Origin of the sequence: Delftia sp. ZNC0008 (assembly GCF_000799035.1) — a bacterium.
Classification (GTDB): Bacteria; Pseudomonadota; Gammaproteobacteria; order Burkholderiales; family Burkholderiaceae_C; genus Comamonas; species Comamonas tsuruhatensis.
The window spans coordinates 1-23,895 of sequence record NZ_JTKZ01000621.1 but is presented as its reverse complement, the minus strand read 5'-3'; the positions used below and the strand labels follow the sequence as shown (position 1 = coordinate 23,895).

Sequence of the window (23,895 nt, the reverse complement as noted above, 5' to 3'; positions counted from 1 at the left end):
GTGGTGCGCGGGGGGCGGGGCGACTCTCTTGAAAAATCAACTACTTACGCTGATTTTGCGGGAATCCAACGGGCAACCGAGTTGATGGAACCTGCTCGTCATCATCCAGGGAGTAAGGCCGAAAGTCGCAGACCGGGGCACCAGCCCAGGCATTCAGCTCATCCTTGATACGCGACTGAAGTGGCCGGATTTCGTTGCGCGCAAAGACCTTCGCCCCTTTTTCAACATCCCCAAACCCGCCAACGTTGTTCGGCATCATGCCCATCAGCTGGGGCGGGACCCGATGCGCAGCAAGCACGTCATCCCTGCTGCTGGCCTTGATGTTGACGAACTCATCTTTGGCAGCCACCTCGCTGATGGGAATCAGCTTGATGCCATCGGCCTTGCCGTTGGGCGCGTAGTAGAAGAGATTCTTGAAATTGCCCACGCCCTTGGACTTGATGAGCTGATCGCGCATTGCCTCGATGTCTTCCTCATGCTGGGCGGGGTCGGTCACGTAGAGGATGAAGCCAGCGTGCGAGCCGTTGGCGTAGTACCGCCGGCGGAACAGCGTGGCCGCCTCGTTGAGCAGGGCCGACTGCACAGCGCCCAGGTACTGCGGCAGGCCGTATACCTCCTGATGAATGTCGGGCTCCCGCAGGTGGAAAACCTGGCCCACCGGGAATTCGTGCTCGTTCTGAAAATCGCTGATCTGGAAATATTGCCCAGCTTCTTTGCCGCGCCGCATGTACTTGCCAAGCGTGTGCTCCAGCCGGAGCAGGCTCCCCACCAGATTGCGCCGGCTTTCCAGATAGCCATTGCCCAGCGTGAGGTAGTCCAAGGCGAAGGCCTGGAAGGCACCGGGCGAAAGATAGGGCGACGGCATCAGCGTGCTGGTCAACACGTTGACCTTGAAGCGTATGGCGGACTCATGATGGGCACCGACGCGCAGCATGCGCGCCAGATCAGCAAAGCTGACAGGCGGCTCATACCAGCGGCCGTTATCCATGCACTCGATGTATTCGAGGATGGAAGCGCGACCGCCCACCACTGGCTCAGGATCGCCAAAGGTGAACATCACAGAGCGCGCGGGGCCTGCGGGCGCGGATTCGGCGGCAGCATCATTGCCGGGCGCTGCGCTGGCCTGGGTGGCTTCGGTCATTCGGATATCTCCACAAAGGATTGCGAGAGCGTGGAGCCGGCGAACTCGGTCCCCTGCTCCAGTGGTTCGTTGGAAAGCGCATTCATGGTTGCCCACGCCAGATCACCGTGGCCGGTCTGCTCCGAACGGCCGCTGCTGTAGGTGATGGAGCGGCCCGTGGGCGTCATCTCCTGCTTGACCGACATGAAGCTGGCGGCCATTTCCTTGTCGTCCTGGTCGAACTCCAGCCGGCCGGCGCGCAGCACGGTCTGGGCCTTGAGCACCAGCAGGATCTTGGCTTCGAGGCTGTAGCGCAGGCCTCGCACGGCGGGAAAGAACTTGCGCACAAGCTGGTAGACGCCCTGCCCCATGCCGGTGGTGTCGATGGTCATCTTCTCGACGTTGAACTGCTGGCAGATGCGCTGGATTTCCGCCGCCTGGTCCTCGTACTCCATCTTGTGCATCTGCTTGCGGTACAGGACGCGGAACTTGCCCCCGGGCTTTTCAGGCGGCGCCAGGACCACCAGCGCGGCCTTGTCGCCGGTATGGCTGGGGTCATATCCAACCCAGACGCCTTTGTGCCCAAAGGGCCGCTGCGTGAAGGCCTTGAAGTCCTTCCATGCCTCCCAGGGGTCCACCATGCCGCGCTGGAGCAGCGACAGCGGAAACACGGCCAGCGCGTCATCCATGAACTGGCACAGGTACAGATTGGCGAAGACAGTGGCGGCCTTGGTGGAGCGCAGGTTCTCGATGTCGAACAAGGTGCAGCCGCCGCGCTCGGCATCCTCGACCGTGACGATGTGGCGCCAGATGCCGTCCGCGCCTCGAAAGCCATTGGCCAGGTGCTCATGGCGCAGGTCGATGTCCAGCTTGCGGTCGGTGATGTGCGAGCCGTTCCACAGCGCGTAGGCCTCATGCTGCAGGCTGGAGGGCGTGCTGAAATACGTCAGGCGCCATTGCTTGTGCGACGACATGCCGCTGGCCACGTTGTTCAGCTCGGTGAAATTCGTGGTCCAGAAATATTCATCAAAGTACAGATTGCCGTGGTAGCTCTGGGCCGTGCGCGAGTTGGTGCCCAGGAAAATCAGCTCGGCCCCATTGGGCAAGATGATGGGATCGCCTGTGAGCGTGACACCAATCTCTTTCTTGACGAAAGCGATGATGTAGTTGCGGAACACATGGGCCTGGTTCTTACTGGCCGACAGGAAAATCTGATTGCGCCCCGTCTGGAGCGCATCAATCAATGCCTCACGGGCAAAGTACCAGGTGGCGCCAATCTGCCGGCTTTTGAGGATCTGCCGGGTTCGCTCCATGGCTGCGCCCCACCAAGTGCGCTGGTAGTCGAACAGCGAATCAAGGAAGGCTTTGCAAAGCACGTCCACCTGCTCGGGCGTGATGGCATTCTTTTCCGGCTTCTTCTTCGGCCCGGCATTGCGCAGCTCGATGTTGGGATTCAGGTCACTTTCGCGGCCCGTCTGCCCATACTTGTCGATACGCGCCAGGCGCTCCATCTGCCGCGTGAGCAGGTCAATTTCCTTGAAGTCGCCGCCGGTTTTCTGGTCTTTGCCGATCAGCGTCACCAGGCGCGACTCCAGCGTGCCAGCCACACGGTCAACGGGCTTGGCCTCTTCCCAGCCATCAGCGCGCGACCAGCCGATCAAGGTGGTGCGCGGCACGCCCAGCCGTTCCGCAATATGCGTGAACTTCCAGCCCATCCAAAACAACGCCCTCGCTTCGCGGCGCACCCCGGCGCCGCCGTCCACGGGACTGGACGGGCCAGCCGGCAAACCTGAGCCCGCCGCAGTGGGCAGGCCATCGAGGCCGAAGGGCAGAGGGTTGTCGGCCTGCTTGGTGGGCTTCTTCGCGGCGGTCTTGGCGGGCGCTTTCTTGGCCGATGCCGCTGCGCGATGCGGCGCCGGCCTGGCGCGTTTTGCAGTGCTGGGCATGGCTGGGAGTTTGTCCCGCGCGCGCGCGAAAAGCAGCATGCAAAAACTGTCACTCGCCCAGCCACAGAGCGCGCTGATTGCTACAAAACTTGCACCGAAAGAACATAGGCACCAGATCAACTCTCACCACTGGCTGCACGCTATGAGCAAGAAATTTTTCCGGGTCGCCACCGAAGGCAAGACGGTGGATGGGCGCGAAATCAAACGCGAATGGATCGAACAGATTGCCAACACCTACAACCGTGCCAAGTACGGCGCGCGGGTCTGGGTGGAGCACCAGCGCAGCGTGTGGCATGACAGCCCATTCAGCGCCCAGGGCGACGTGCTGGAAGTTGAGGCCCGCGAGGTCGAGGACGGGCTGCTGGCCCTGTTCGCAAGCATCAAGCCGCTGGAATCGCTGGTGGCAATGAACCGCCAGGGCAAGAAGATTTACAGCTCCATTGAGGTGGAGCCCAACTTCCAAGGCAAGGGCGAGGCCTATCTGATGGGCCTGGCCGTGACCGACAGCCCAGCCAGTACCGGCTGTGAAGCACTTTCGTTCTCGGCCAAGGACGGCAAGCAGGTCTTCTCGATGTTCATCGAGACGGAGCTGGAATTCAGCGAAGACGATCCCGAGGCAGGGCCGGCCCGAGATGGCGTTGTTGCAAAGCTGCTGGCCAAGTTCAAGCGCCTGTCCGGCCGCCAGGAAACCGGCGAGAAATTCGCGGCGGAAATGACCGAGGCCATGCAGGAGGCCGGCAACGCCATGGAAGCGCTGGACGGCAAGGTATCCAAGTTCGGCACCGAGCAGCAAGACCTGCGCAAGAAGCTGGAGGAACACCTGGAGGCCTTCGCCAAGTTCCGCGAGAAGGTCGAGAAAACCGACAGCAACCCCAACAAGCGACCGCTGAACACCGGGGGCGCCGGCTACGAGAAGGCCGACTGCTGACCCCTGGCCAGCCCACTACACCAGACCGAGGAAACCGACATGCAAAAGCTCACCCGCCAGCAATACAACCAGTTCTTGAAGGACCAGGCCCAGCTCAATGGCGTTGAAAGCGCCGCCGAGAAGTTCGCCATCGAGCCCAGCGTGCAGCAGCGCCTGGAAACCAAGATCCAAGAATCCAGCGAGCTGCTCAAGCGCATCAACATCGTGCCGGTCACGGAAATGGAAGGCGAAAAGCTCTACCTGGGCGTGACCGGGCCGATTGCCAGCCGCACCAACACGCAAACCAAGGACCGCCAGACCCGGGATGTGAAGGCCATCGACGGCACGAAATACCGCTGCGAAAAGACCAACTACGACACCCACACGCGCTACCAGACCCTGGACATGTGGGCGAAGTTCAAGGACTTCCAGCCGCGCCTGTCCCGCAGCATCTACGAACGCTGCGCCCTGGATCGCATCATGGTGGGCTGGAACGGCACCAGCGTGGCCGCAGACACCGACCTGGTAGCCAACCCGCTGCTGCAGGATGTGAACATCGGCTGGCTGCAGCAGCTGCGCAATACAGCGCCGGAGCGTGTGCTGCATGAAGTCGTTCAAGGCAGCGGAAAGGTCAAGGTCGGCCACAGCGCTGGCAATGACTTCAAGACCCTCGATGGTCTGGTCTACGACGCCTACAAAACGCTGCTGGACCCCTGGCATGCCGAAGCCGCGGATCTGGTGGCGATCACAGGCCGCGACCTGATGCACGACAAGCTGTTCCCGCTGGTCGATGGCCAGAAGGCGCCCACCGAGATCCTGGCGGCCAGCATCGTTGCGAGCCAGGCCCGGCTGGGGCGCCTGGCGGCCAACGCCGTGCCGTTCTTCCGTCCCAATGCCATCCTGATCACCAGCTGGTCCAACCTGTCCATCTACTACCAGGAAGGCGGGCGCCGCCGGTCGATTCTGGACAACCCGAAGCGCGACCGGGTGGAGACCTACGAAAGCTCCAACGATGCTTTCGTCATCGAAGACCTGGGCAAGGCCGTGCTGATCGAAAACATCGAGATCGAGCCCGAAGCCTGATAGCAGCCAGCGCGCCGGCTCTGAACGGGCCGGCGCCACACCAGCGGGGAACCCATGAACCAATCACCAGCCCAGCGGCACCGCTTGCGCGTGCTGGCGGCCAAGCAAGCCCAGCAAGCGGCCGATGCCGGCGCGCACGGCGAGGCCACAGGCTCGGCCTATGAAATGCAGCTGACGCAGCTGCACCAGTTCCGCCTGCGGCTGAAGGACGTGCAAAGCCTGGAGCGGCGTGCCGAGATGAAGCGCACCATGCTGCCCGAGTTTGACGACTACATCGACGCGGTACTGCAGGCCGCGCCGGGCGTGCAGGACGACGTGCTGGCCACGGTCCTGCTGTGGAGCCTGGATGCAGGGATGTATGACCGAGGCCTGGCGCTCGCCAGCTACGCGCTGGAGCACGGGCTCAAGATGCCCGACAGATTCGAGCGGCCAGTGCAGACCATCGTGATCGATGAGGTAGGCGAGGCCGTGATGGCGGGCCGGCTGGCCGGCAAGGACGCCGTGCGCATCACGGCCGAGGTCATCGCCATGACCGATGGACTGGATGCACACGACCAGGCCCGCGCCAAGCTCTACAAGGCCGCCGGCTGGGCGCTGCTGGGCAAGACATCGAGCAGCGATGTGGACATGGAGTCCCGTCCCATCACCGCATGCCGCAAGGCCATGCCGCTGCTCAAGCGCGCCTTCGAGCTGGACACCCGTACCGGCGTGAAAAAGGACATCGAGCGGCTGGAGCGCCGCCTCAAGAAAGAGGCATAGCTCCAACCGCCGAAACCGAGCGTACCCCGCGCCCGTGGCGGCCCCAGGGCAAGGACAGCTGACACAGCACCGTCCAACGCCCTGGGCCACCGCCACACCTCAACACCGGAGCCTGCATGTTTGTATCCAACGTCAATCCACCGAACCAGAAGCCAACGGGCACCGTTGCCGGCGATGGCTGGTGGCCCGATGTGGATGCCGACCGCATGCTCAAGGAATGCCGCTTTGACGCGACCGTGACCACCGAGCGATTGCGCCAGGCCGTGGTGCTGGCCGTGGCCGACATCACGGGGCAGCTGGAAGCCTGGCGGGCCGAGCAGGTGGCCGCCGGCCATGACGCCCTGGACAAGGTGCCAGCGCGCCAGGTGGACGGCAAGAGCGTCAAGCCGGCGCAGTTCCTGCGGGCCGTGCAAAGCCATGTGCAGGCCGAGCTGGCAGAGGCCTACCGCGATCTGGACACCCTGCCGAACGGAGAGGGCAAGGAAGGGCGAGTGCTGTCCCGCCTGGAGATCCGCGTGGACACATTCCAGCGGAACCTGCGCAACGCCATCGCGGATCTGCGCGGCCGGCGGCGAACCATCGTGGAGCTGATCTGAGATGGCCACACCCGAAAACATGCAGCAGGGGCTCGCTGTGCGCGCGCACGCGCATGACACGCTGGACGGACTCGTATGGCGCCATCTGGGTGCCACAGGCGGAAACGTGGAGGCCACCTTGGCCGCCAATCCGGGTCTGGGTCGGTTTGCAGACGACTTGCCAGAGGGGCACCTGGTGCGCCTCGTCACCGCGCCGGCACCGACCCGCCAGCGCGTTTACCTGTGGGACTGAGAGAGGGAGAAAACAGTGGCAGACAGCATCGAGAAAGTCGCCATCATCGGCGGCAAGACGGCAACCTACGGTGGCGCCATCAGCGCCGTGGTCAGCGGTCTGACGATTTCCGAAATCGGCGTCATCGTGGGCATCATCGTCGGCGTGGTGGGTCTGCTGCTGGGCCAGTATTGGCAATGGCGCAAGGACCGGCGCGAAGAACGCGCGCTCACCGCCTGGCTGGAAAACGAGGCCGGTGGGGAGACCGTCCTATGAAGTGGCCCAGCAACATCAAGATTGCTGCAGGAGCCTCGGCGGTGGCCGTGGGGGTGGCTGGTCTGCTGGCTCAGTTCCTGCCCGTGGAGGAAGGCCGCAGGCTGGGCGCATACCGCGACCCCATAGGCATTCCCACCATCTGCGAAGGGTGGACCCGTGGCGTGCAGATGGGCGACCGCGCCACGCAGGCTGAATGCGACCTGCTGACCCGCCAGGGCATACAGGAGGCCTGGGAAGTCTTCGAGCGCTGGGTGCCGGCCCATGTGCGCAATGGCATGCCTGACCAGACCCTGGCCGCCTTCCTGAGCTTCATCTACAACGTGGGGCCAGGGCAGGCCGGCAGCAAAGACGGCTTTGTGTGGCTCAAGAGCGGCCGGCATTCCACCATGCTGCTGCGCCTGCAGGCCGGCGATGTGCGCGCCGCGTGCGAGCAACTGCCGGCGTGGGTCACTGCCGCAGGCATTCGCCTGCGCGGCCTGGAGCTGCGCAGAGGGCGCGAAATGGCGATGTGCCTGGAGGCCCTATGAACCACCAACGCGGAGTGATGCAATCCGCTGTGCTGTGGGCTGGGGTACTGGTTGCTGTGGCGGCTGCACTGAGCGTGCAGCAGCTGCGCATCAGCCACCTCAAGGCCCAGCAAGCGCAAACCTTGCAGGGCCTGGCAGAGAAGACAGCAAAGGCCCAGACCGAAATCACCCGCTACATCGAGGCCGTGGGCCGCTATGACAGGCAGACCCGGCAGGCGATGGAAGAACAGGAAAGGAAAGCCCGTGAGGAAAATGAGGCCCTGGGCCGCGTTGCTGATGCTGAACGCGCTGGCCGGCTGCGCAGCGACAGGCTCCTTGAACAGCGCACCCGTGATTTCCAAAGCATGGCCCGAAGTGCCGCCACTGCCGCAGAGCGCGAGGCAACTGCCGACGCCATCGGAGTGCTTGCCGACGTGCTCGGACGCGCTGATGAGCGAGCGGGAGTCCTGGCGTCAACAGCTGACCAGGCCCGCGTCAGAGGCGCAGCCTGCGAGCGCGCATTCGACGCGGTAGCGCAGCGCATCAACGCAGGCCCGCAGGCCGTGGCGCAGGAACACCAGCATGTGGAAACTCGATAGCCTGCGCCGCCTCATCCTGCAGGCCGTGCCGAAGCTCGCCGAGAACCCCGAGAACCTGATCGTGCGCGCGGCCGGCGGCCAGGTGCTGGCCACCGGGGCAGATAGCCTGTCCTATGAATACCTGTACACGGCAGAAATCACCGTGCTGGACTATGCCGGGCACGCCGATGCCCTGTTCGTGCCCCTGGTGGCCTGGCTGCGCGTCAACCAGTCCGACGCCCTGGACAACGCGGAGAAGCGCCAGAAGGCGCTGCTCTTCGATGTCGAGCAGCTCAACGACACCGCCGCAGATGTCGGCATCCGCGTGCCACTGCGCGAAGCCGTCATAGTCAAACCGGACCCGGACCACCCCACGCGCTACAGCGCGACGCACCCGAAGGAACCGTGCCACCCGGGCGGCAACTGCGTGGCCGAGCACTGGGAGCTGTACCTCAAGGATCAGAAGCTGTGCGAATGGGACATCGACGCCCCGCCAGAGCGCACGCGGTTTGAGATGTAGCCATGGCGGATATGCGCGCGCTTGAACTGTGGGCCGAGTCGCTGCTGGCCAAGCTCGCGCCGGCAGCGCGCCGCCGCCTGCTGCTGGACCTGGCGCGGCAGCTGCGCGCCCGCAACAGCCAGCGCATGGCCAGCCAGCAGACGCCGGACGGCGAGAAATGGGAACCCCGCAAGGCCCAGGGCGACGGCCTGCGAAACAAGCGCGCCCAGATCCGCGCCCGCGCAAAAGCCCGCCGCCCCTTGTTCGCCAAGCTGCGCATGCAGCGTTGGCTCAAGGCCAAGGCTCAGGGCGATGCGGCCGTTGTGCAATTCGCAGGCCGTGCAGATCGCATCGCCCGCGTGCATCATTACGGCGAGCAGGACCGCGTGGCCAAGAACGGCCCCATGTACGACTACCCCGAACGGCAGCTGCTGGGCATCCCTGCCGAAGACGCCGACCTGCTGCGCGACGTCATCCTGCGACACCTGCACCCCTGATTTCTGTCATGTTGGCAGCCACAGCACGCGCTGCTGGGCTTCGCGCGTGCGCGGCGGCACGATGGCCGCATGACCGAAACACCGCAGCAAGAAAGCCCCTACGAGCTGATGCGGCGCCTGGAGAATCTGGTGCGCCGTGGAACCGTGGCCGAGGTCCGCGCCAAGCCGCTGAGCGTGCGCATGCGCTGCGGAGACAACACCACCGACTGGCTGCAGGTGCAGTGCCTGCGCGCCGGTACGCAGGGTTCAACCTTCTGGGCGCCGGAGGTCGGCGAGCAGGGTCTGGTGCTGAGCGTAGGCGGCGACATGGGCCAGGGCGTGGCCCTGCTGGGCCTGTACAGCGAAGCGATGGCGCAGCCGAGTGATGGCGCGGCGCATATCAAGCTCAACAAAGACAACACAGATTTCATCCGCTACGAGAACGGGACTTTGAAACTCTGCATCGGGCCGGCATCAGTGACCATTTCCCGCGAGAGCGTCCGCATCAGCACAGCGGCCGCGTGGCTCAACATAGGCCCGACGGTGGAGGCCAGTCCGGATGTGCTTGCAGCCGGGATAAGTCTGGTGCATCACGTCCATGGCGGAGTCACCAAGGGATTCAGCACCACGGAGGGGCCGCAATGATGAGCCGAACTACCGGCCGGCGCATCGGCCTTGTAGAACACCTGGTGCAGTCCATAGGCGACATCCTGAGCACGCCCATCGGAAGCAGGATTGCGCGGCGCTCTTACGGATCGCTGCTGCCGATGCTGATCGACCAGCCCGACCATCTGCAAACCGAAGCCCGGATGTATGCGGCTATCGCTTCGGCCCTGATGCGCTGGGAGCCAAGGCTGTCCATCAGTCGGCTGCGCATTGTGCGGGATACCAAAGCACCAGGCCGCGCCCAACTGGTCATTGATGGCGCGCTGCTTACAGACTATGCGCGCCACGCAAAGCCGCTGAGCCTGACCGTGGATATAGGCACAACGGGGGGCGCATGACCGACCTGGCCACCCTCCCCGCCCCGCAGATCATCGAGCCGCTGGACTTCGAGCAGATACTGGCCGACCTCAAGGCCGACATACTGGACCGCGCGCCAGAGCTGGCCGAAGTCCTGGCGCTCGAATCCGATCCCATCGTCAAGCTGCTGGAGGCCTGCGCCTACCGTGAGCTGCTGTACCGCGCCCGCGTCAACGATGCCGCCCGCGCCCACCTGCTGGCATTTGCCACGGGCGGCGACCTCGACCACCTGGCCGCGCAGTACGGCGTGACCCGCCAGGATGGCGAAGCCGACGATCGCCTGCGCACCCGCCTGCAGCTGCGCATCGCCGCCCTGGCCGGCCAGGGCACGCGCGAGCACTACGAATTCCACGCCCTTACGGCCTCGCCCCTGGTGCGCTCCGTGCGGGCCAGCCAGCAGACCCCGGGCAGCGTGCTCGTCATGCTGTGGGTCACCGACCAGACGCAAGCCCAGGCTGTGCGACAGCTGGTGTCCCAGACCCTGAACGCCGACAACGCCCGCATGCTGGGCGTGCCCGTCAACGTGGCCGTGGCCGTGCCGCGCGCCATTGACATCACCGCGCGCATCACCCGCACGCGCACCGCGCCGGCCGGCCTGCTGCAGCAGCTGCAGGCGCGCCTGCAGGCGGCCTTTGCGGGCATGGCCAGCCTGGACGGCAGCGTGGCGCGCAGCTACATCACCACGCTGCTGCACGTCGATGGCGTGCACGCCGTGGACTACCCGGACAACGCCCGGCCCGCGCCCATCACGCCCATCGCCGCCGGCGAATTCCCGGCCCTGGGCGCCGTGGACCTGATCGACGCAGGGGTGGCCTGATGGACGCGCGCCGCAGCATCCTGCCCCCGGCATCCACCAGCCTGGAGCGCGTGATAGACACCACGCTGCCGCGCGATTGGGGCGCCATGGCCGACGCGGCCGAGCCGGCCAGCACCGCCCAGCACCCTGCCCTGCTGCCCTGGCTGGCCCAGCAGTGGCAGTTGGGGCAATTCGAGCGCTATTTTTCCGACCCGCGCGAGCTGCTGGCCAAGGGCCTGCCCTGGCTGCGCGAGCGAGGCAGCGCCGCCGCCGTGCGCCGCGCGCTGGCCTGGCAGGGCTATGTGAGCGTGACGCTGGAAGAGGACGGCGCCCGCCTGCACATCAACCCTGGCCGTGAAGTCAGCAATGCCGATATCGCGCGCATGGCCCATGTTGTGCGGGCCAGCATCCCGCTGCACGTCCATTTCTACCGGGTGTTCTATCGCTTCGATTTGCGCGCCCTGCGCTGGGATCGCGCGCCCAAGCTGGACGGCGCCCTGTGGGACAACGACAGCGGCACGCCCGTGGACGTGGGCGAGGGTGAGCCGCCCGTCATCGGCAGCCAAGGCCGCATCAACCAGTCCCAGGCCCAGCGCCCCAACCTCACCCCGCTGCGCAGCGCCGACCACCAGCACACCAGCGGCCGCATGCGCCGCGCTGACCAGCTGCGCCTGGATGTGTGGCGCTGGGACGGCCGCATGCAGCGCCTGCCGGCCGGGGGGCAGCTGCAGCACACGCCGGGCCAGACCGCACCACATGTCCCGCATCAACCCCTGAGTGCCTACGGCGAGGCCTGGGCGTCCAGCGCAGACGCACGGCCCAGCCAATCGCCAGTGGCCACCAGCCACTGGACTGCCGGCGCCGCCCGGCCCCGCGTGGCGCCTGCCCGGGGCTGGACGGGCCGCTGGGACGGCGACCGCTGGCAGCAATCGAACATCCACGGCAAGACCACCGAATCCACCGAATAGACGGAGTACCGCATGCAAACACTGCAAGACGCCGGCCGCATTGCCCTGGCCAAATCCCTGGCCGCCATGCCCTGCCATATCGCATGGGGCCGCGGCGATGGCCAGTGGCAAGTCGCCCCCGCCAACCCCACCGACCGCACCGCACTGCGCGACGAAATAGGCCGCCGCACCGTGGTGGACGTGGGCTATGCCCGCCCTGGCACCTTGGCAGACCACGATATCGAGCTGCCCGGCCCCATCTACTACAAGACCAGCGCCGAGCCCACGCCCTACCTGGTGCTGCGCACCACCTTTGCCTTTGCCGACGCCGAAGGCGAAACCGTGCGCGAATGCGGCGTGTTCTTCGGCACCGTGGCAAAGCCTGACGTGCCGGCCGGCAAACGCTATCTCACGCCCGGCGAGATCGAGAACCCAGGCACCGTGTATTGCCTGGAGAACCGGCCGCCCGTGCTGCGCAGCGGCACGACCAAGGCCACGGAAGAAATCGTCATTCCCCTGTGAGCCGCGCATGACCAGCTACAACCGATTCGACCCCGCCAAGGGCTACACAGAGCACATCTTCCACGCCGACCGCGTGGCGCAGTCGGCCGAGCCGAACGAGATGCAGGCCCAGGCCAACTACCGCCTGCGCCGCGTGGCCGATGTGCTGTTTTCCAACGGCGATATCACGGCCGGCGCGCGCTGCACCGTGGACCCCGAAACCGGCGCCTGCCAGCTGGAGGCCGGCAGCGTCTACATCCACGGCGCCGTGCATGACGTGGCCGCCGCAGCGCTGCAGATCGCCACCCAAGGCACCGTGCATGTGGGCGTGCTGTACTCCACGCGCATCGTCACCGCCGAGGAAGACCCCAGCCTCTACAACCCCGCCGTGGGCACCAGCGGCTATGGCGAGCCCGGCGCCGACCGCATCAAGGTGTCCGTGGTCTGGGGCCTGCAGGGCCAGGGCGCGGGCGACTTCTACCCCGTGTGGACCGTTGAAGATGGCATCGTCAAGCCGCGCGAGCCCGCGCCCCAGCTCAACGCCGTCACTCAGGCCATCCGCCGCTATGACGAGCGCAGCACGGGCGGCACCTACGCCGTGCGCGGCCTGCTCACCATCCAGCTGCCTGATGATGAGGAGGGCAACCAGGTCTATGCCGTCACGGCCGGTGCGGCGCAAGTCGTGGGCGCGGCCATCGAGGTGCCTGCTGACCGCCGCCTGATCTACAAGGCTCAGCCCAACATGGCCCAGGTGAGCAGCGAGCCCCACGGCAGCACCACCGAGGCCCAGCAGCATGTGACTTTCGACCGCTGGCCCGTACTGGAGCCGGCCACCGTGCGCGTCACGCGACGCAAGACCGCCCAGGTGGTGCACGGCAGTTTCGTGGGCGCGGCCGACCCGCTGCCCGATGGCAGCGTGATCCGCATCAACAGCGTCACCCAGGGCGCCAAGACCTTCACGCCCGACGTGGACTACAAGCTCACGGCCCAACAGGTGGACTGGAGCCCGACCGGCGCCGAGCCCACGCCGGGCAGCAGCTACAACGTGACCTATGAGTACATCAGCACCGAAGCCGTGCTCAACCAGACGCCGCGCGGCTTTGACGTGAGTGGCGCCCTGGTCGGTTCGCTGATCCTTGTGGACTACCGCTTTGCACTGCGCCGCATTGACCGCATCGTCATGGACGGTGAAGGCCTCATCAACGTGGTCAAGGGCATCCCCGCCACCTGGCAACCTGTCCCCCCGGCTGTGCCCGACAGCATGCTGGCCCTGGGCAGCATCTACCAGACCTGGGAAGCGGACACGCGCCGCACGGAATCCGACAGCGTGCGCATGGTGCCCATGGCCACCCTGGTGGACTATCGGCGCCGCATGGATGACATCGAGATGGACCTGGCCGAGCTGCGCCTGGCCACCGACACCGCAGGCCGGTACAGCGGGCTGAAAAAGGGCTACTTCGCCGACCCGATGAAGGATGACAGCATGCGCGACCAGGGCATCGAGCAGACCGCCCTGGTCACGGGCGGCGCCCTGCAGCTGTACGAAGCCGAGGCCGCCCACATGCTGGGCGACGGGCGTACTACCCACGCGCTCGAATACAGCCTGGTGCCCGTCATCCGGCAAACCAGCGTCAGCCGCTCCATGCTCGTCAACGGTCTGGCCGTGGCCGGCGACATGCCCGCCACCGTGACCCTGATTCCGGCCGTGGACCGCTGGGAGCACCCGCAAGAGCTGCGCTATCCGAAAGAGGTGATCCTGAATTTCGGGCATGACGTCAACCCATTGACGTGGATGACAGAGGGCAACATCAAGCCCGGCGTGAACCCGGATTTGATCGACACCAGCGGCATCACGCTGCGCACCATCGACGTGGCTTTCGAGATTGCCGGTTTCCGCCCGATGGAGCCGCTGAAGGCCGTGCGCTTCGATGGCCAGCCCGTGGCCGCCACGCCGGCCGCTGGCGGCAGCCTGGTGGCGGATGCACAAGGCGTGCTGCACGGCAAATTCACCATTCCTGCAGGTATTCCAGTGGGTGCGAAAACCGTGGAATTGGAAGGCGAGCAGGGAACCATAGGGCGCGCGCAATTCGTGGGCGCCGCATCCGTAAAACTGTATGTGCAAGCAACGGCAAACCTCGCCTGGGGCGCCCGTTCTGCCGTCCACACGACCCTCACCTATGTCATCTAGCACCATCGTCCAAACCGTCACCCCTGCCGCCGCTTTGCAGTGCGCGGGCCTGGATCTGCACTTTGCCGCCGTGGGCGGTCCCGTCATCGTCGTGCTGTCCGAGCTGGACGATGCTGGCATGCCCGGTATAGCTGCCGTGGTCCGGCGCCTGGAGCCCGCGCAGATCAATGTGGCCGGTCTGGCCACGCGCGTGACGTGGCCGGCGCCCGTGCTGATGCGCGCCAGGACGGGCTATGCCATCAGCGTTTCGGCGGCAGATACGCAGACCGCGCTGGAAGTGGCCCAGGTGGGCGAGGCCAGCCAGGGCGGCGGCGGCTGGGTCACAGCGGCACAGGCCGAAGTGGGCCAGATGTTGGAAATCAATGCCTCGGCCATCGTCACGCGGCACACCAACCGCATGCTGCGCTTTGAGCTGCTGGCCGTGCAGTACACCGCCAACAGCAAAACCGTCACACTGGGCACGCAAGCCGTGGCCAATGCCACCTCGCTGATGCTCAACGCGGGCGCATCGCAGCCCGAGCCCACCGCCCGCATCAGCTACGCGCTGGAACTGCTGGACGCTGGCGGCGCCCTGCAGCAGACCATCGAGGCAGACGTGGGCCAGCCCGTCAAGCTTTCGGCGGCCCACAACGGCAGCGTGCGCGTACGCGCCACCCTGCGCGTGGGCGACAACGGCCTGGGCGCCGTGCTCGACGCCGCCCCCTTGCTGCTGGTCGGAAGCCTGCTCAACGCTGGCACCTACATCACGCCCAGCATTGCGACAGCGGGCGGCACGGATCTGCGCGTCCTGTTCGTGGGCGACATTCCGGCCGGCGCGGCCGTGGCCGTCCACATGCAGCTGGCCGCAAGCCAGCAATGGCAGGAAGTGCCCTACCTGTCCAGCAGCCAGCAGACGGCTGGCTCCATCGAAATCACGCACCGGCTGCAGGGCATCAACACCACCAGTCTGCGCCTGCGGCTCACCCTCACCGGCACCACCACGGCCCGGCCCAAGGTGCGCGATTTGCGCGCCGTCATCCTGTGAGCGAGGCCCCATGAGCGACAACAGCATTGCAACCGGGCAGGGCCAGACCGAGCACCTGGGCCTGCCACTGCCAGGCAGTACGCTGGAGGTGGATCTGCCAAAGCTCATCCACGCGCTGGAAATCATCGACGAGGAAGTGGCCCGGCGCGCCGTCTCCCAGCAGGTGGCGGACAGCCTGGACCTCATCCGCCTGGCCATCAACGACATGGGCGCGACCAAGGTCGAAAAGGTCAACACCAAGACCGGCAAGACCATCGTGCTCAAGCCCGAAGACATGGCCCTGGGCCCCGCCAACGGCCCATCAAAAACCGTCATCACCTATGACGGCTCGGGCCGCGTCTCCACCGTCGTGGAAACCGTGGACGGACAGCTGGCCACCACCACCGTGGCCTACAACGCAGACGGCACGGTCAACACCGTGACCACCAACTACAGGGGCCGCACGCGCACCGAAACCATGGCCTATGTGGCCGGGCGCGTCAGCGGCAGCAACGCATCGGAGGTGCAGGCATGAGCAGCATGGAGATGGTCATCAGCAGTGACCTGGTGCGCGCCCGCGCGGAAATCACGGCGCTGAATCAAAGTCTGGCAGCTGCCCGGGTAGAAATCGCCACCGTGGACAATCGCGTGCAGTGGGTGAGCAGCCAAGTGGCCAATACCGGAGCGGTAAAGAGCGTGCAGCGCGGGGTTGTGTCGATGAGTGGGGAAACGTCTTCGGGCAGTAATCCTGTAATTGTGAATGTGAGCCCTGTAACGATGGAGCGAGCATCGCTTCACTTTATTGGCGGTGCGGCATTTGTCAGCAACGGATACGGGCGATTTGCCTACGCGAAGCTCATCAACAGTAGTCAAATACAGTTTGATTGGGGAAATCAGGTTATTAACGCGACAAATATTTTGGTGTCTTGGGAGTTGGTGGAGTACAAATGATGGCCGCCTATTTCTATGCCCAACTGAATGCATCTGGCGTGGCTGTGGCGCTGACGCAAGTCCACGAGGAAATCACCGCTGCCGACATGCACCGCCTGCCCCAATACGACACGAGCGTGCTGGGCCGCCGCTGGACTGGCGCCAAATGGGTGGACGTGCCACCGCCCAAGATCAGCCGGCGCATCACGCCGCTGGCGTTTCGCCGCCGCTTCACCGCCATCGAGCGCGCCGCCATCGAATGGGCGGCCGTGGACCGCGCAGAGGCCGGCACCATGGAGCGCATGCAGGCCGCCCAGCTGCGCAGCACGTTGAAGGACCAGGAGCTGGCCAGCTTCATCGACTTGGACGACCCGGACGTGGCGGCCGGCGTGCAGCTGCTGGAAGCCGTGGGCCTGATCGAAGATGGCCGCGCGCTGCAGATCACGGACACGCCGCCGCGCCCTGACGAGCTGCCGACCTGACCTGGCCGCGCCAACTGCGCCCTCACCGCAAGCCCGCCACTCGGCGGGCTTTGTCTTTGTGTCGCACGCCCAGCGACAGCGGCCATTTCTGGCTATTGCGGCTGTTGCCGAGCACCATAGGCTCATCTCGCGCGAGCCGCGCACCAGCAACAAACCCAGGGGCTCAAACAATGGCCACAGCAAGCTTTCACCACGGCGTGCGCGTCACGGAATTGACCGCAGGCGCAACAGCGTTGCGCATCGTCTCCACGGCAGTGATCGGCATGGTTGCCACCGCCAATGATGCAGACGCAGAATTTTTTCCACTCGACACCCCAGTGTTGGTGACGGATGTTCGGCGCGCGCTGGAGAAAGCCGGCACCAAGGGAACGCTGGCTCCGTCACTGGAAGCCATCGAACAGCAGTGCCGTCCTGCAATGATCATCGTGCGCGTCGCTGATGGCGAAGGGGACACCGAAGAGGAACGCCAGGCCGACCAGATCAGCAAGGCCGTGGGCGACTACCGGAACGGCAAGCGCACGGGCGCCCAGGCCCTGCTGGATGCCCAGGCGAACCTGGGCGTGAAGCCGCGCATTTTGGGGGCGCCTGGTCTGGATGCAAAGCCTGTGGCAGAGGCCTTGACGGCCATCGGCGAGAAGCTGCGCGGCATGGTCTATGCCACCGCTTGGGAGTGTGAAGACGTGAGCGCTGCCCTGCTCTACCAGAACAGTTTCGGCAAGCGCGAAACCATGATCATCTGGCCCGACTACACGCGCTGGAGCACGGTCCAAAACAAGGGCATCGTTACCCCCGCCACCGCATACGCGCTCGGACTGCGCGCGCGAATCGATGAAGAACAGGGATGGCACAAGAGCCTATCCAATGTTCCGCTCAATGGCCCCACTGGAATCAGCAAAAGCGTGTATTGGGACTTGCAAGGTACGGATACCGATGCGGACCTGCTCAATGCGGGAAAAGTTACAACGCTGATCCATCAACAGGGCTTCCGCTTCTGGGGCAATCGAACCTGCAGCACCGAGCAAAACTTTGCCTTCGAGACTGCAACCCGCACGGCGCACATCCTTGCTGACACCATGGTGGACGGGCATTTCGAGTACACCGACAAGCCCATGCATCCATCAATGGTGCGGGACATCATCGAGGGCATCAACTCGCGGTTTCGCACGCTGCGCGCGCAGGGCTACATCCTGGGAGGTGAGTGCTGGTATGACGAGACGGTCAACAGCACGGAAACGCTCAAGACCGGAAAGCTCGTCATCGACTACGACTACACGCCCGTGCCACCGCTGGAAGACCTGGGATTCCGCCAGCGCATCACGGACAAGTACTACCTCGATTTCGCAAACCGCATTTCCGTCGGCTTGTAAGCACAGGAGCAAAACATGGCACTGCCACGCAAATTGATCAACTTCGCATTGTTCGTGGACGGCGTGAGCTATCGCGGCGAAGTCCCCGAAGTGAAGCTGCCCGAGCTGTCCCGCAAGCTGGAGGACTATCGAGCCGGCGGCATGGATGGCGAGATCGCCCTGGACATGGGCCAGGAAAAGATGGAAGCCGAGATCAAGGGCGCCGGTTTCCTCGATGGCCTGTCCGCCAAATGGGGCTCGCGCCGCCACGATGCCGTGATGCTGCGCTTTGCTGGCTCCCTTGCGCGCGACGACTCCGAAGGTTCACAGGCCTGCGAGGCCATCATGCGCGGCCGGCTGGCCAAGCTGGACAACGGTAGCCAGAAGGCCGGCGACATGACCGAGCAGAACTACACGTATGCGCTGAGCTACTACAAGCTGACTGTGGGCGGCCGCGTGCTTTTCGAGATCGACATCGTGAACATGGTCTGCATCGTGGACGGCCAGGATCTCATGGCCAGCGTGCGCGCTGATCTGGGCATCTGACGCCACAACCAGGCAACCACCTGCGGGCGGCGCCGCCCAACCCGGCCCGCCCGCTCCTTTTTGAATTTCACGCGGGAAACACAACATGACAGGCAAGACCGAAGCTACCGACAAGCCGCAAGCTGCGACACAAAACACCGTGGGCGGACGCCCTTGTGTCACCGTGACGCTGGAAACGCCCATCAAGCGCGAGGGCGGCGACCTGGCAAAAATCCAGATCATCAAGCCGCAGACCGGCGACCTGCGCGGCGTCTCCCTGGTGGAACTCATGCAGATGAACACCGATGCCATCGTCAAGGTGCTGCCCCGTGTGTCGCATCCCAGCATCGTTCCCCATGAAGTCAAGGACATGGACATTACCGATGTCCTGCAGGTCGGAACGGAGCTGGTGAATTTTTTGCTGCCTGCATCGGCCAGGGATCAAGCGGGCGTGTAGAGGACTACATGACCGACCTGGCCATGGTGTTCCACTGGCCGCCGTCTGCCATGTATGCCATGGAGATGGACGAACTGATCGACTGGCGAGAGCGCGCCGTCAAGCGTTGGAACGAAGTGCACGCGCCCCCAAATAAATAGCAGCAGGAGAACGCCGTGGACAGGCTCCGCCTCGAAGTCATCATGAGCGCGGTGGACCGCGTGACCGGGCCGCTGCGGCGCGTGGTTTCTGGCAGCTCGGCCACGTCGCGCGCGCTCAAGACCCTGCGCGACAACTACAAGCAGCTGGAGGCCCAGCAGGGCCTTATCAAGAATTTCCGCAACGCCCACAAGGCATCCGCCACGCTGACCGGCGAACTGGCCGCGCAGCGCGCAAAGGTGCGGGCGCTCGCGGCAGAGCATGCAGCGGCCGGCAACGTGACGGCAGCGATGTCGCGCCAGATGGCCCAGGCCCAGGCCAGGGCGCGCGAACTGAAAGACCGATTCGCCCAGCAGCAGGCCGCATTGCAGGGGCTGCGCGACCGCATGGGCCAGGCGGGAATGTCCACCACGGGCCTGGCCGCCAAGGAACGCAGTTTGCGTGCCGACATGGAGCGCACCACGGCCGCCATGGCTGCACAGAAGACGCGCCTGCAGGCGCTGACCGATGCCCGGCAACGCGCTGGCCGCATGGCAGCCCGGGGCGCCGGCATGGCGGCGGCCGGCATGGGCAGCTACTACGCCACCAGCCGCGCCGCCCATGCGGCCACCGGCCTGATGGGGCAAAGTCGCACTGCTGAAAGCGAAGCAATCCGTATCCGCGCACTTGGCCTTGATGAATCAGAATCTCGCAAAGCGATTGATTTCGCGCGTGCTTTCAAGAGCTTTGGGACAAGCTCGCTAGAAAATCTTGAGTTAATGGCGGATGCGATAACCGTCTTTAATGATAGACACCATGCAGAAGAGGTAATGCCAACGCTGGCGAAAATGAAATTCGCAAATGAGGCAACCTTTGGAGAAGAAAGAGGCGCGGAAAACACAAGGCATTTCATGGATATGATGAAAGTCATTGAAATGCGCGGAGGTGCAAACAGCCAAGAAGATTTCGCCCGAAACGCAAACATGGTGCAGCAGGTCATCACGGCCACAAGAGGAAGAGTGGGTGCGGCTGATTGGATGCATGTCATCAAGCGAGGGAAGCTCGCTGCCAAGGGCTTTGATGAAAAAGAGTTTTACTATCGCTTGGAGCCTTTGGTGCAGGAAATGGGGGGGGATGCCGTTGGAACAGGTTTGACTGCTGCATATCAAAACCTGTACCAAGGTAGAACCACGAAACGTGCTGTTCAAAATTTGGCGAGTCTAGGGCTAATTGGCGATCAAAGTAAAGTCAAACATGACAAAGTGGGGCAGGAGTCTCAGCTGAACCCAGGGGCCTTAAAGGGCGCGGAAATATTCAGGCGAAGTCAATTTGAATGGATGGAAACTGTACTAATTCCAGCGCTTAAAAAGAAGGGCATCACCTCTGAACAGGGAATAATAGATTCTATAGGCAGTATTTTTTCAAACACCAATGCTGGTAGCTTGATGGCAACGATGTACCAGCAGAGGGAAATGATTAATAAGAGCTATGCTCTAAACGCGAGTGCAGCAGATATCAATACGTTGCACGGAATGGCAAAGGAAGGGCCGCGCGGCAAGGAAATCGACTTCGAAAAGCGCCGCGACGACCTCTATCTGCGCATGGGCGAGGCCGCCCTTCCCCTGTACGTCCAGCTGCTGGAAAAGGTCACGGCGGTGACCGAGGCGGTATCCAACTTCGCGCAGGCGCACCCCGGCCTGACCAAGGCAGTGATGTACACGGGCGCCGCATTTCTGGGCATGGGTGCCGTCCTGACGGCCTTGCTCATCCCTCTGGGACTGCTGCTGGCCAAAGGCGCCCTGGTGCGCTTCCTGTTTGCCCGCATGTTCGGCGGAGCTACGGCTGCTGCAGTCGGTGGCAGGCTGCTGGCTCGGATCTGGTCAATGATGACCGGCGCCATGGCCAGGATGGCGCCTTGGGTTTCTGCGGTGGGGCGTGGTCTGGCATGGGTCGCCGGCATCATCCGCACGGCATTGGTTTGGGCCGCTGGAGCGGCTGGCCGTGCGTTGCTGTGGATAGGACAGGCGGCCTTGATCGTGGGCCGGTTCCTGCTGACATCACCCCTGGGCATCGCAATTTCGCTGATTGCTGGCGCGGCCTATCTCATCTGGCGCAATTGGGACTGGCTGAAAACCAACTTCCTGGCCATATGCGACGTGCTGGCCGACGCAGGCAGGCAGTGGTGGCGGGGAATTGAACAGGGGTATGAAGCGCTCGTCCAGAAGATTGGCGGATGGAAGGACCACCTCTTCACCGCTGGCGGCAACCTGGTGGACGGACTGGTGGACGGCGTGCGCGCCAAGGTGGCCATGGTCAAGGAAGTGATGGGCGGCATGGCCGAGAGCGTGAAGCTCTGGTTCACCGAGCCCATGCAAATCCAATCCCCGTCGCGCGTGTTCATGCGCTACGGCGAGCACATCAGCGAGGGCGCGGCCCTGGGCATCGAGCGTGGCCAGGCGCTGGCGCGCGTGGCAGCCGTGGGCCTGGCCGGCATCACCATGGCGCCCATGGGCGCTGCGGCATCGACCCCCATGGCCATGGCCAGCGGTGCCGCGCCGGCGGCGGGCGGCGTCCCCATCAGCATCACCATCAACGCTGCCCCGGGCCAGGACGCGCAGGCTATCGCCCGCGCAGTGTCCGCAGAACTGGACCGGCGCGAGCGTGACCGCGCATCGCGCCGCTACAGCCAGCTGGCCGACATCGACTAGGAGATCCGCCCATGATGGCCGCCCTGGGGCAATTCGTCTTTGCCCTCGACACACTCGCATACCAGGAACTGCGCCGCAGCACGGCCTGGCGCCACCCCAGCAATAGCCGCGTGGGCGCCAGGCCAGCGCGGCAATTCCTCGGCCCCGGTGACGAAACCATCACCCTCTCAGGCCTGCAGGCGCCCGAGCACTTCGGCAACCGCCGCACCATCGACAAGCTGCGGCAGATGGGAGACACCGGCGCCGCCTATGCGCTGGTGAACGGTGCTGGCGAAGTATTCGGCGCCTGGGTCATTGAATCTGTGGAAGAAACCGGCACCCTGTTTATCCGCGAAGGCCTGCCGCGACGCATCGAATTCACGCTGCAGCTGGCGCGCGTCGATGACCGCCAGGCTGATCCATCAGGCGGCACAGGCGGCGATGGCGCGCCAGACGAGGAATGGGACGATTGGGATTGGTGGATGGAATAAGGCAGGGCCATGGAAATTGATCTGCAAGACCCCGAGGGCGTCTACCAAAAGCCCGACTACCAGTTGCTGCTGGACGGCCGCAACATCACCCAGAACCTGCGCGGCCGACTCATCCGCCTGTCATTGCGCGAAAGCCGTGGCGAAAAGGCCGACCAGCTGGACATCGAGCTGGACGATTCCCGCGACAGCCTGGCGCTCCCGCCCGTGGGCGCCCGCCTGGCGCTGCAGCTCGGCTATACGCGCGGCGGCGGCTGGTGGGATAAAGGCGAATTCATCATTGATGAGATCGAGCACAGCGGCGCCCCCGACACCATCATGCTGCGCGCCCGCAGTGCAGAAATGCGCCAGACCTTGCGGCAGCGGGCCAGCAACAGCTGGCACGGCGCCACGCTGGGCACCGTGGTGCGGGACATCGCCAAGCGCAACGGCATGCAGGCCAATGTGGACGACGCCCTGGCCGGCCTGCCCGTGCAGCACATCGACCAGACCAACGAAAGCGATATGCACTTCCTCACGCGCCTGGGCCGACAGCACGACGCCGTGGCCACGGTCAAGAAGGGGCGCCTGGTGTTTTTGCCCATCGGCAGCACGCGCAATGCCAGCGGCAAGCAGTTGGCCGCCGTGCAGATCCGCCGCCAGGACGGGGACCGCCACCGCTATCACACCGCCGCGCGTGATGCATACACGGGCGTGCGGGCCTACTGGCACGACAACGGCCGCGCATCCCGCCAGGCCGCCATCGACGGCGAGGAAGAAAACCTCAAGACCCTCAAGGACAGCTACGCCACCGAAGATGACGCCATGGCTGCGGCGCGTGCCGAACGCGGGCGCCTGCAGCGTGGTGCCGCTACGCTGGAGATCACCCTGGCCATCGGCGACCCATCAGTAATGGTGCAATCGCCCGTCACCGTGAGCGGCTTCAAGGAAGACATCGACGGCGAGCAGTGGCTGTGCAAAACCGTGGAGCACACCTTGGATGACAACGGCCTGACCACACGCCTGGAGATGGAGCGCGCCGGCGGCGAAAAGACGCGGCAACCCGGCAAACGCTGGAGCCGATGAACGCCAGCGCCACCGCCACCGATCCCGCCCAGCGCGGGATTTTTCTTGTCTGCCGCGCCCACATTTCGCCATATGACAAAACCGCGCTTTTCCCGACGATTCCCGACACCGAAACGGTCCAGCGAATCGACCGCAAGGCGCCGCCACGCCTTGCGCGCCAGCGTGCCGACACCCCCGACGAAAGCCACATGTTTAGCGCGCAGGTGCGGCGGGGACTCAACCGCGCGCCGAGGGGGGACATGGGGGTTCGGGCGCATATGCGCCGACCGGGGCCGTGCATTACCCCCCCCCAGACGCGGACAGCAGCCCCACACGGGCCGCGAAACGAGCGGGCAAGGGGTGCAGGCCAGCGGAAGTCCGCGCGTGCTACAGGCCGTACGCGG

General features: G+C 64.7%; 29 protein-coding genes. 27 read left to right on the top strand and 2 right to left on the bottom strand.

Features of this window, described 5'->3' with window-relative positions:
• Nucleotides 1–40: 40 nt before the first annotated feature.
• The gene (locus L995_RS20435; protein ID WP_047473312.1) at nt 41–1,141 is read right to left on the bottom strand and encodes a phage portal protein; all 1,101 of its coding nucleotides are present in this window, start codon (nt 1,139–1,141) and stop codon (nt 41–43) included.
• Nucleotides 1,138–2,883 (bottom strand): terminase large subunit domain-containing protein, encoded by a 1,746-nt coding sequence (locus L995_RS20430; protein ID WP_047473325.1) that lies wholly within the window; start codon nt 2,881–2,883, stop codon nt 1,138–1,140. Before L995_RS20430 ends, L995_RS20435 begins: the two co-directional genes overlap by 4 nt.
• On the opposite strand from L995_RS20430, the gene L995_RS20425 reads away from it, so the two are divergent.
• The 27 genes from L995_RS20425 to L995_RS20295 all read left to right on the top strand — a co-directional run bounded on the left by L995_RS20425 (nt 2,819) and on the right by L995_RS20295 (nt 23,512).
• Nucleotides 2,819–3,994: a GPO family capsid scaffolding protein gene (locus L995_RS20425; RefSeq protein WP_231574490.1), complete on the top strand. Its 1,176-nt coding sequence runs from the start codon at nt 2,819–2,821 to the stop codon at nt 3,992–3,994. The genes L995_RS20430 and L995_RS20425 overlap by 65 nt on opposite strands.
• A 39-nt stretch (nt 3,995–4,033) precedes the next feature.
• A complete protein-coding gene (locus L995_RS20420; RefSeq protein WP_047473307.1) occupies nt 4,034–5,056 on the top strand; it encodes a phage major capsid protein, P2 family in 1,023 nt (340 codons plus the stop codon).
• A gap of 54 nt (nt 5,057–5,110) precedes the next feature.
• The gene (gpM, locus tag L995_RS20415) at nt 5,111–5,815 is read left to right on the top strand and encodes a phage terminase small subunit (RefSeq protein WP_046985755.1); all 705 of its coding nucleotides are present in this window, start codon (nt 5,111–5,113) and stop codon (nt 5,813–5,815) included.
• 116 nt (nt 5,816–5,931) lie between these two features.
• Nucleotides 5,932–6,411, top strand: coding sequence for a head completion/stabilization protein (locus L995_RS20410; protein ID WP_052195839.1), 480 nt, complete (start codon nt 5,932–5,934; stop codon nt 6,409–6,411).
• Nucleotide 6,412: 1 nt separating this feature from the next.
• Entirely contained in the window at nt 6,413–6,643 is a 231-nt protein-coding gene (locus L995_RS20405) for a tail protein X (RefSeq protein WP_082001588.1), read from the top strand.
• A 15-nt stretch (nt 6,644–6,658) separates the two neighbouring features.
• On the top strand, nt 6,659–6,898 hold the full coding sequence (locus L995_RS20400; protein WP_043792502.1) for a holin: 240 nt from the start codon (nt 6,659–6,661) through the stop codon (nt 6,896–6,898).
• A complete protein-coding gene (locus L995_RS20395) occupies nt 6,895–7,425 on the top strand; it encodes a lysozyme (RefSeq protein ID WP_046985753.1) in 531 nt (176 codons plus the stop codon). Before L995_RS20400 ends, L995_RS20395 begins: the two co-directional genes overlap by 4 nt.
• On the top strand, nt 7,422–8,003 hold the full coding sequence (locus L995_RS31460; protein WP_052195838.1) for a DUF2514 family protein: 582 nt from the start codon (nt 7,422–7,424) through the stop codon (nt 8,001–8,003). The genes L995_RS20395 and L995_RS31460 overlap by 4 nt, the downstream gene beginning before the upstream one ends.
• The gene (locus tag L995_RS20385) at nt 7,987–8,502 is read left to right on the top strand and encodes a phage tail protein (RefSeq protein WP_047473304.1); all 516 of its coding nucleotides are present in this window, start codon (nt 7,987–7,989) and stop codon (nt 8,500–8,502) included. Before L995_RS31460 ends, L995_RS20385 begins: the two co-directional genes overlap by 17 nt.
• Before the next feature lie 2 nt (nt 8,503–8,504).
• Entirely contained in the window at nt 8,505–8,978 is a 474-nt protein-coding gene (locus L995_RS20380; protein ID WP_047473302.1) for a phage virion morphogenesis protein, read from the top strand.
• A gap of 69 nt (nt 8,979–9,047) precedes the next feature.
• Nucleotides 9,048–9,602 carry a phage baseplate assembly protein V gene (locus tag L995_RS20375; RefSeq protein ID WP_047473299.1) on the top strand — a complete coding sequence of 185 codons (555 nt, stop codon included), beginning with the start codon at nt 9,048–9,050 and terminating at the stop codon, nt 9,600–9,602.
• Nucleotides 9,599–9,961, top strand: a complete 363-nt coding sequence (locus tag L995_RS20370; protein ID WP_231574489.1) for a GPW/gp25 family protein — start codon at nt 9,599–9,601, stop codon at nt 9,959–9,961. The genes L995_RS20375 and L995_RS20370 overlap by 4 nt, the downstream gene beginning before the upstream one ends.
• Nucleotides 9,958–10,797 carry a baseplate J/gp47 family protein gene (locus tag L995_RS20365; protein ID WP_047473297.1) on the top strand — a complete coding sequence of 280 codons (840 nt, stop codon included), beginning with the start codon at nt 9,958–9,960 and terminating at the stop codon, nt 10,795–10,797. The genes L995_RS20370 and L995_RS20365 overlap by 4 nt, the downstream gene beginning before the upstream one ends.
• A complete protein-coding gene (locus tag L995_RS20360; protein WP_047473296.1) occupies nt 10,797–11,744 on the top strand; it encodes a phage tail protein in 948 nt (315 codons plus the stop codon). The genes L995_RS20365 and L995_RS20360 overlap by 1 nt, the downstream gene beginning before the upstream one ends.
• A gap of 12 nt (nt 11,745–11,756) precedes the next feature.
• Complete coding sequence (locus tag L995_RS20355; protein WP_047473295.1) at nt 11,757–12,245, top strand: hypothetical protein; 489 nt, start codon at nt 11,757–11,759, stop codon at nt 12,243–12,245.
• Nucleotides 12,246–12,252: 7 nt separating this feature from the next.
• Nucleotides 12,253–14,412 carry a DUF4815 domain-containing protein gene (locus L995_RS20350; protein ID WP_047473294.1) on the top strand — a complete coding sequence of 720 codons (2,160 nt, stop codon included), beginning with the start codon at nt 12,253–12,255 and terminating at the stop codon, nt 14,410–14,412.
• Nucleotides 14,402–15,436 carry a hypothetical protein gene (locus L995_RS20345; protein ID WP_047473293.1) on the top strand — a complete coding sequence of 345 codons (1,035 nt, stop codon included), beginning with the start codon at nt 14,402–14,404 and terminating at the stop codon, nt 15,434–15,436. The genes L995_RS20350 and L995_RS20345 overlap by 11 nt, the downstream gene beginning before the upstream one ends.
• A gap of 10 nt (nt 15,437–15,446) precedes the next feature.
• Entirely contained in the window at nt 15,447–15,950 is a 504-nt protein-coding gene (locus tag L995_RS20340; RefSeq protein WP_052195837.1) for a hypothetical protein, read from the top strand.
• On the top strand, nt 15,947–16,366 hold the full coding sequence (locus L995_RS20335; protein WP_047473292.1) for a hypothetical protein: 420 nt from the start codon (nt 15,947–15,949) through the stop codon (nt 16,364–16,366). The genes L995_RS20340 and L995_RS20335 overlap by 4 nt, the downstream gene beginning before the upstream one ends.
• On the top strand, nt 16,363–16,827 hold the full coding sequence (locus L995_RS20330; RefSeq protein ID WP_047473289.1) for a hypothetical protein: 465 nt from the start codon (nt 16,363–16,365) through the stop codon (nt 16,825–16,827). The genes L995_RS20335 and L995_RS20330 overlap by 4 nt, the downstream gene beginning before the upstream one ends.
• A 170-nt stretch (nt 16,828–16,997) precedes the next feature.
• Nucleotides 16,998–18,194: a phage tail sheath subtilisin-like domain-containing protein gene (locus tag L995_RS20325; RefSeq protein ID WP_047473287.1), complete on the top strand. Its 1,197-nt coding sequence runs from the start codon at nt 16,998–17,000 to the stop codon at nt 18,192–18,194.
• 15 nt (nt 18,195–18,209) lie between these two features.
• Complete coding sequence (locus tag L995_RS20320) at nt 18,210–18,719, top strand: phage major tail tube protein (protein WP_013803566.1); 510 nt, start codon at nt 18,210–18,212, stop codon at nt 18,717–18,719.
• An 85-nt stretch (nt 18,720–18,804) separates the two neighbouring features.
• A complete protein-coding gene (locus L995_RS20315; protein ID WP_082001587.1) occupies nt 18,805–19,155 on the top strand; it encodes a phage tail assembly protein in 351 nt (116 codons plus the stop codon).
• Between the two features lie 8 nt (nt 19,156–19,163).
• Nucleotides 19,164–19,295: a GpE family phage tail protein gene (locus L995_RS32185; protein ID WP_047473285.1), complete on the top strand. Its 132-nt coding sequence runs from the start codon at nt 19,164–19,166 to the stop codon at nt 19,293–19,295.
• A 15-nt stretch (nt 19,296–19,310) separates the two neighbouring features.
• Complete coding sequence (locus L995_RS33310) at nt 19,311–21,980, top strand: hypothetical protein (RefSeq protein WP_156136106.1); 2,670 nt, start codon at nt 19,311–19,313, stop codon at nt 21,978–21,980.
• 11 nt (nt 21,981–21,991) lie between these two features.
• Nucleotides 21,992–22,450: a phage tail protein gene (locus tag L995_RS20300; protein WP_013803570.1), complete on the top strand. Its 459-nt coding sequence runs from the start codon at nt 21,992–21,994 to the stop codon at nt 22,448–22,450.
• Nucleotides 22,451–22,459: 9 nt separating this feature from the next.
• Complete coding sequence (locus L995_RS20295) at nt 22,460–23,512, top strand: contractile injection system protein, VgrG/Pvc8 family (RefSeq protein WP_047473283.1); 1,053 nt, start codon at nt 22,460–22,462, stop codon at nt 23,510–23,512.
• Nucleotides 23,513–23,895 lie beyond the last annotated feature (383 nt).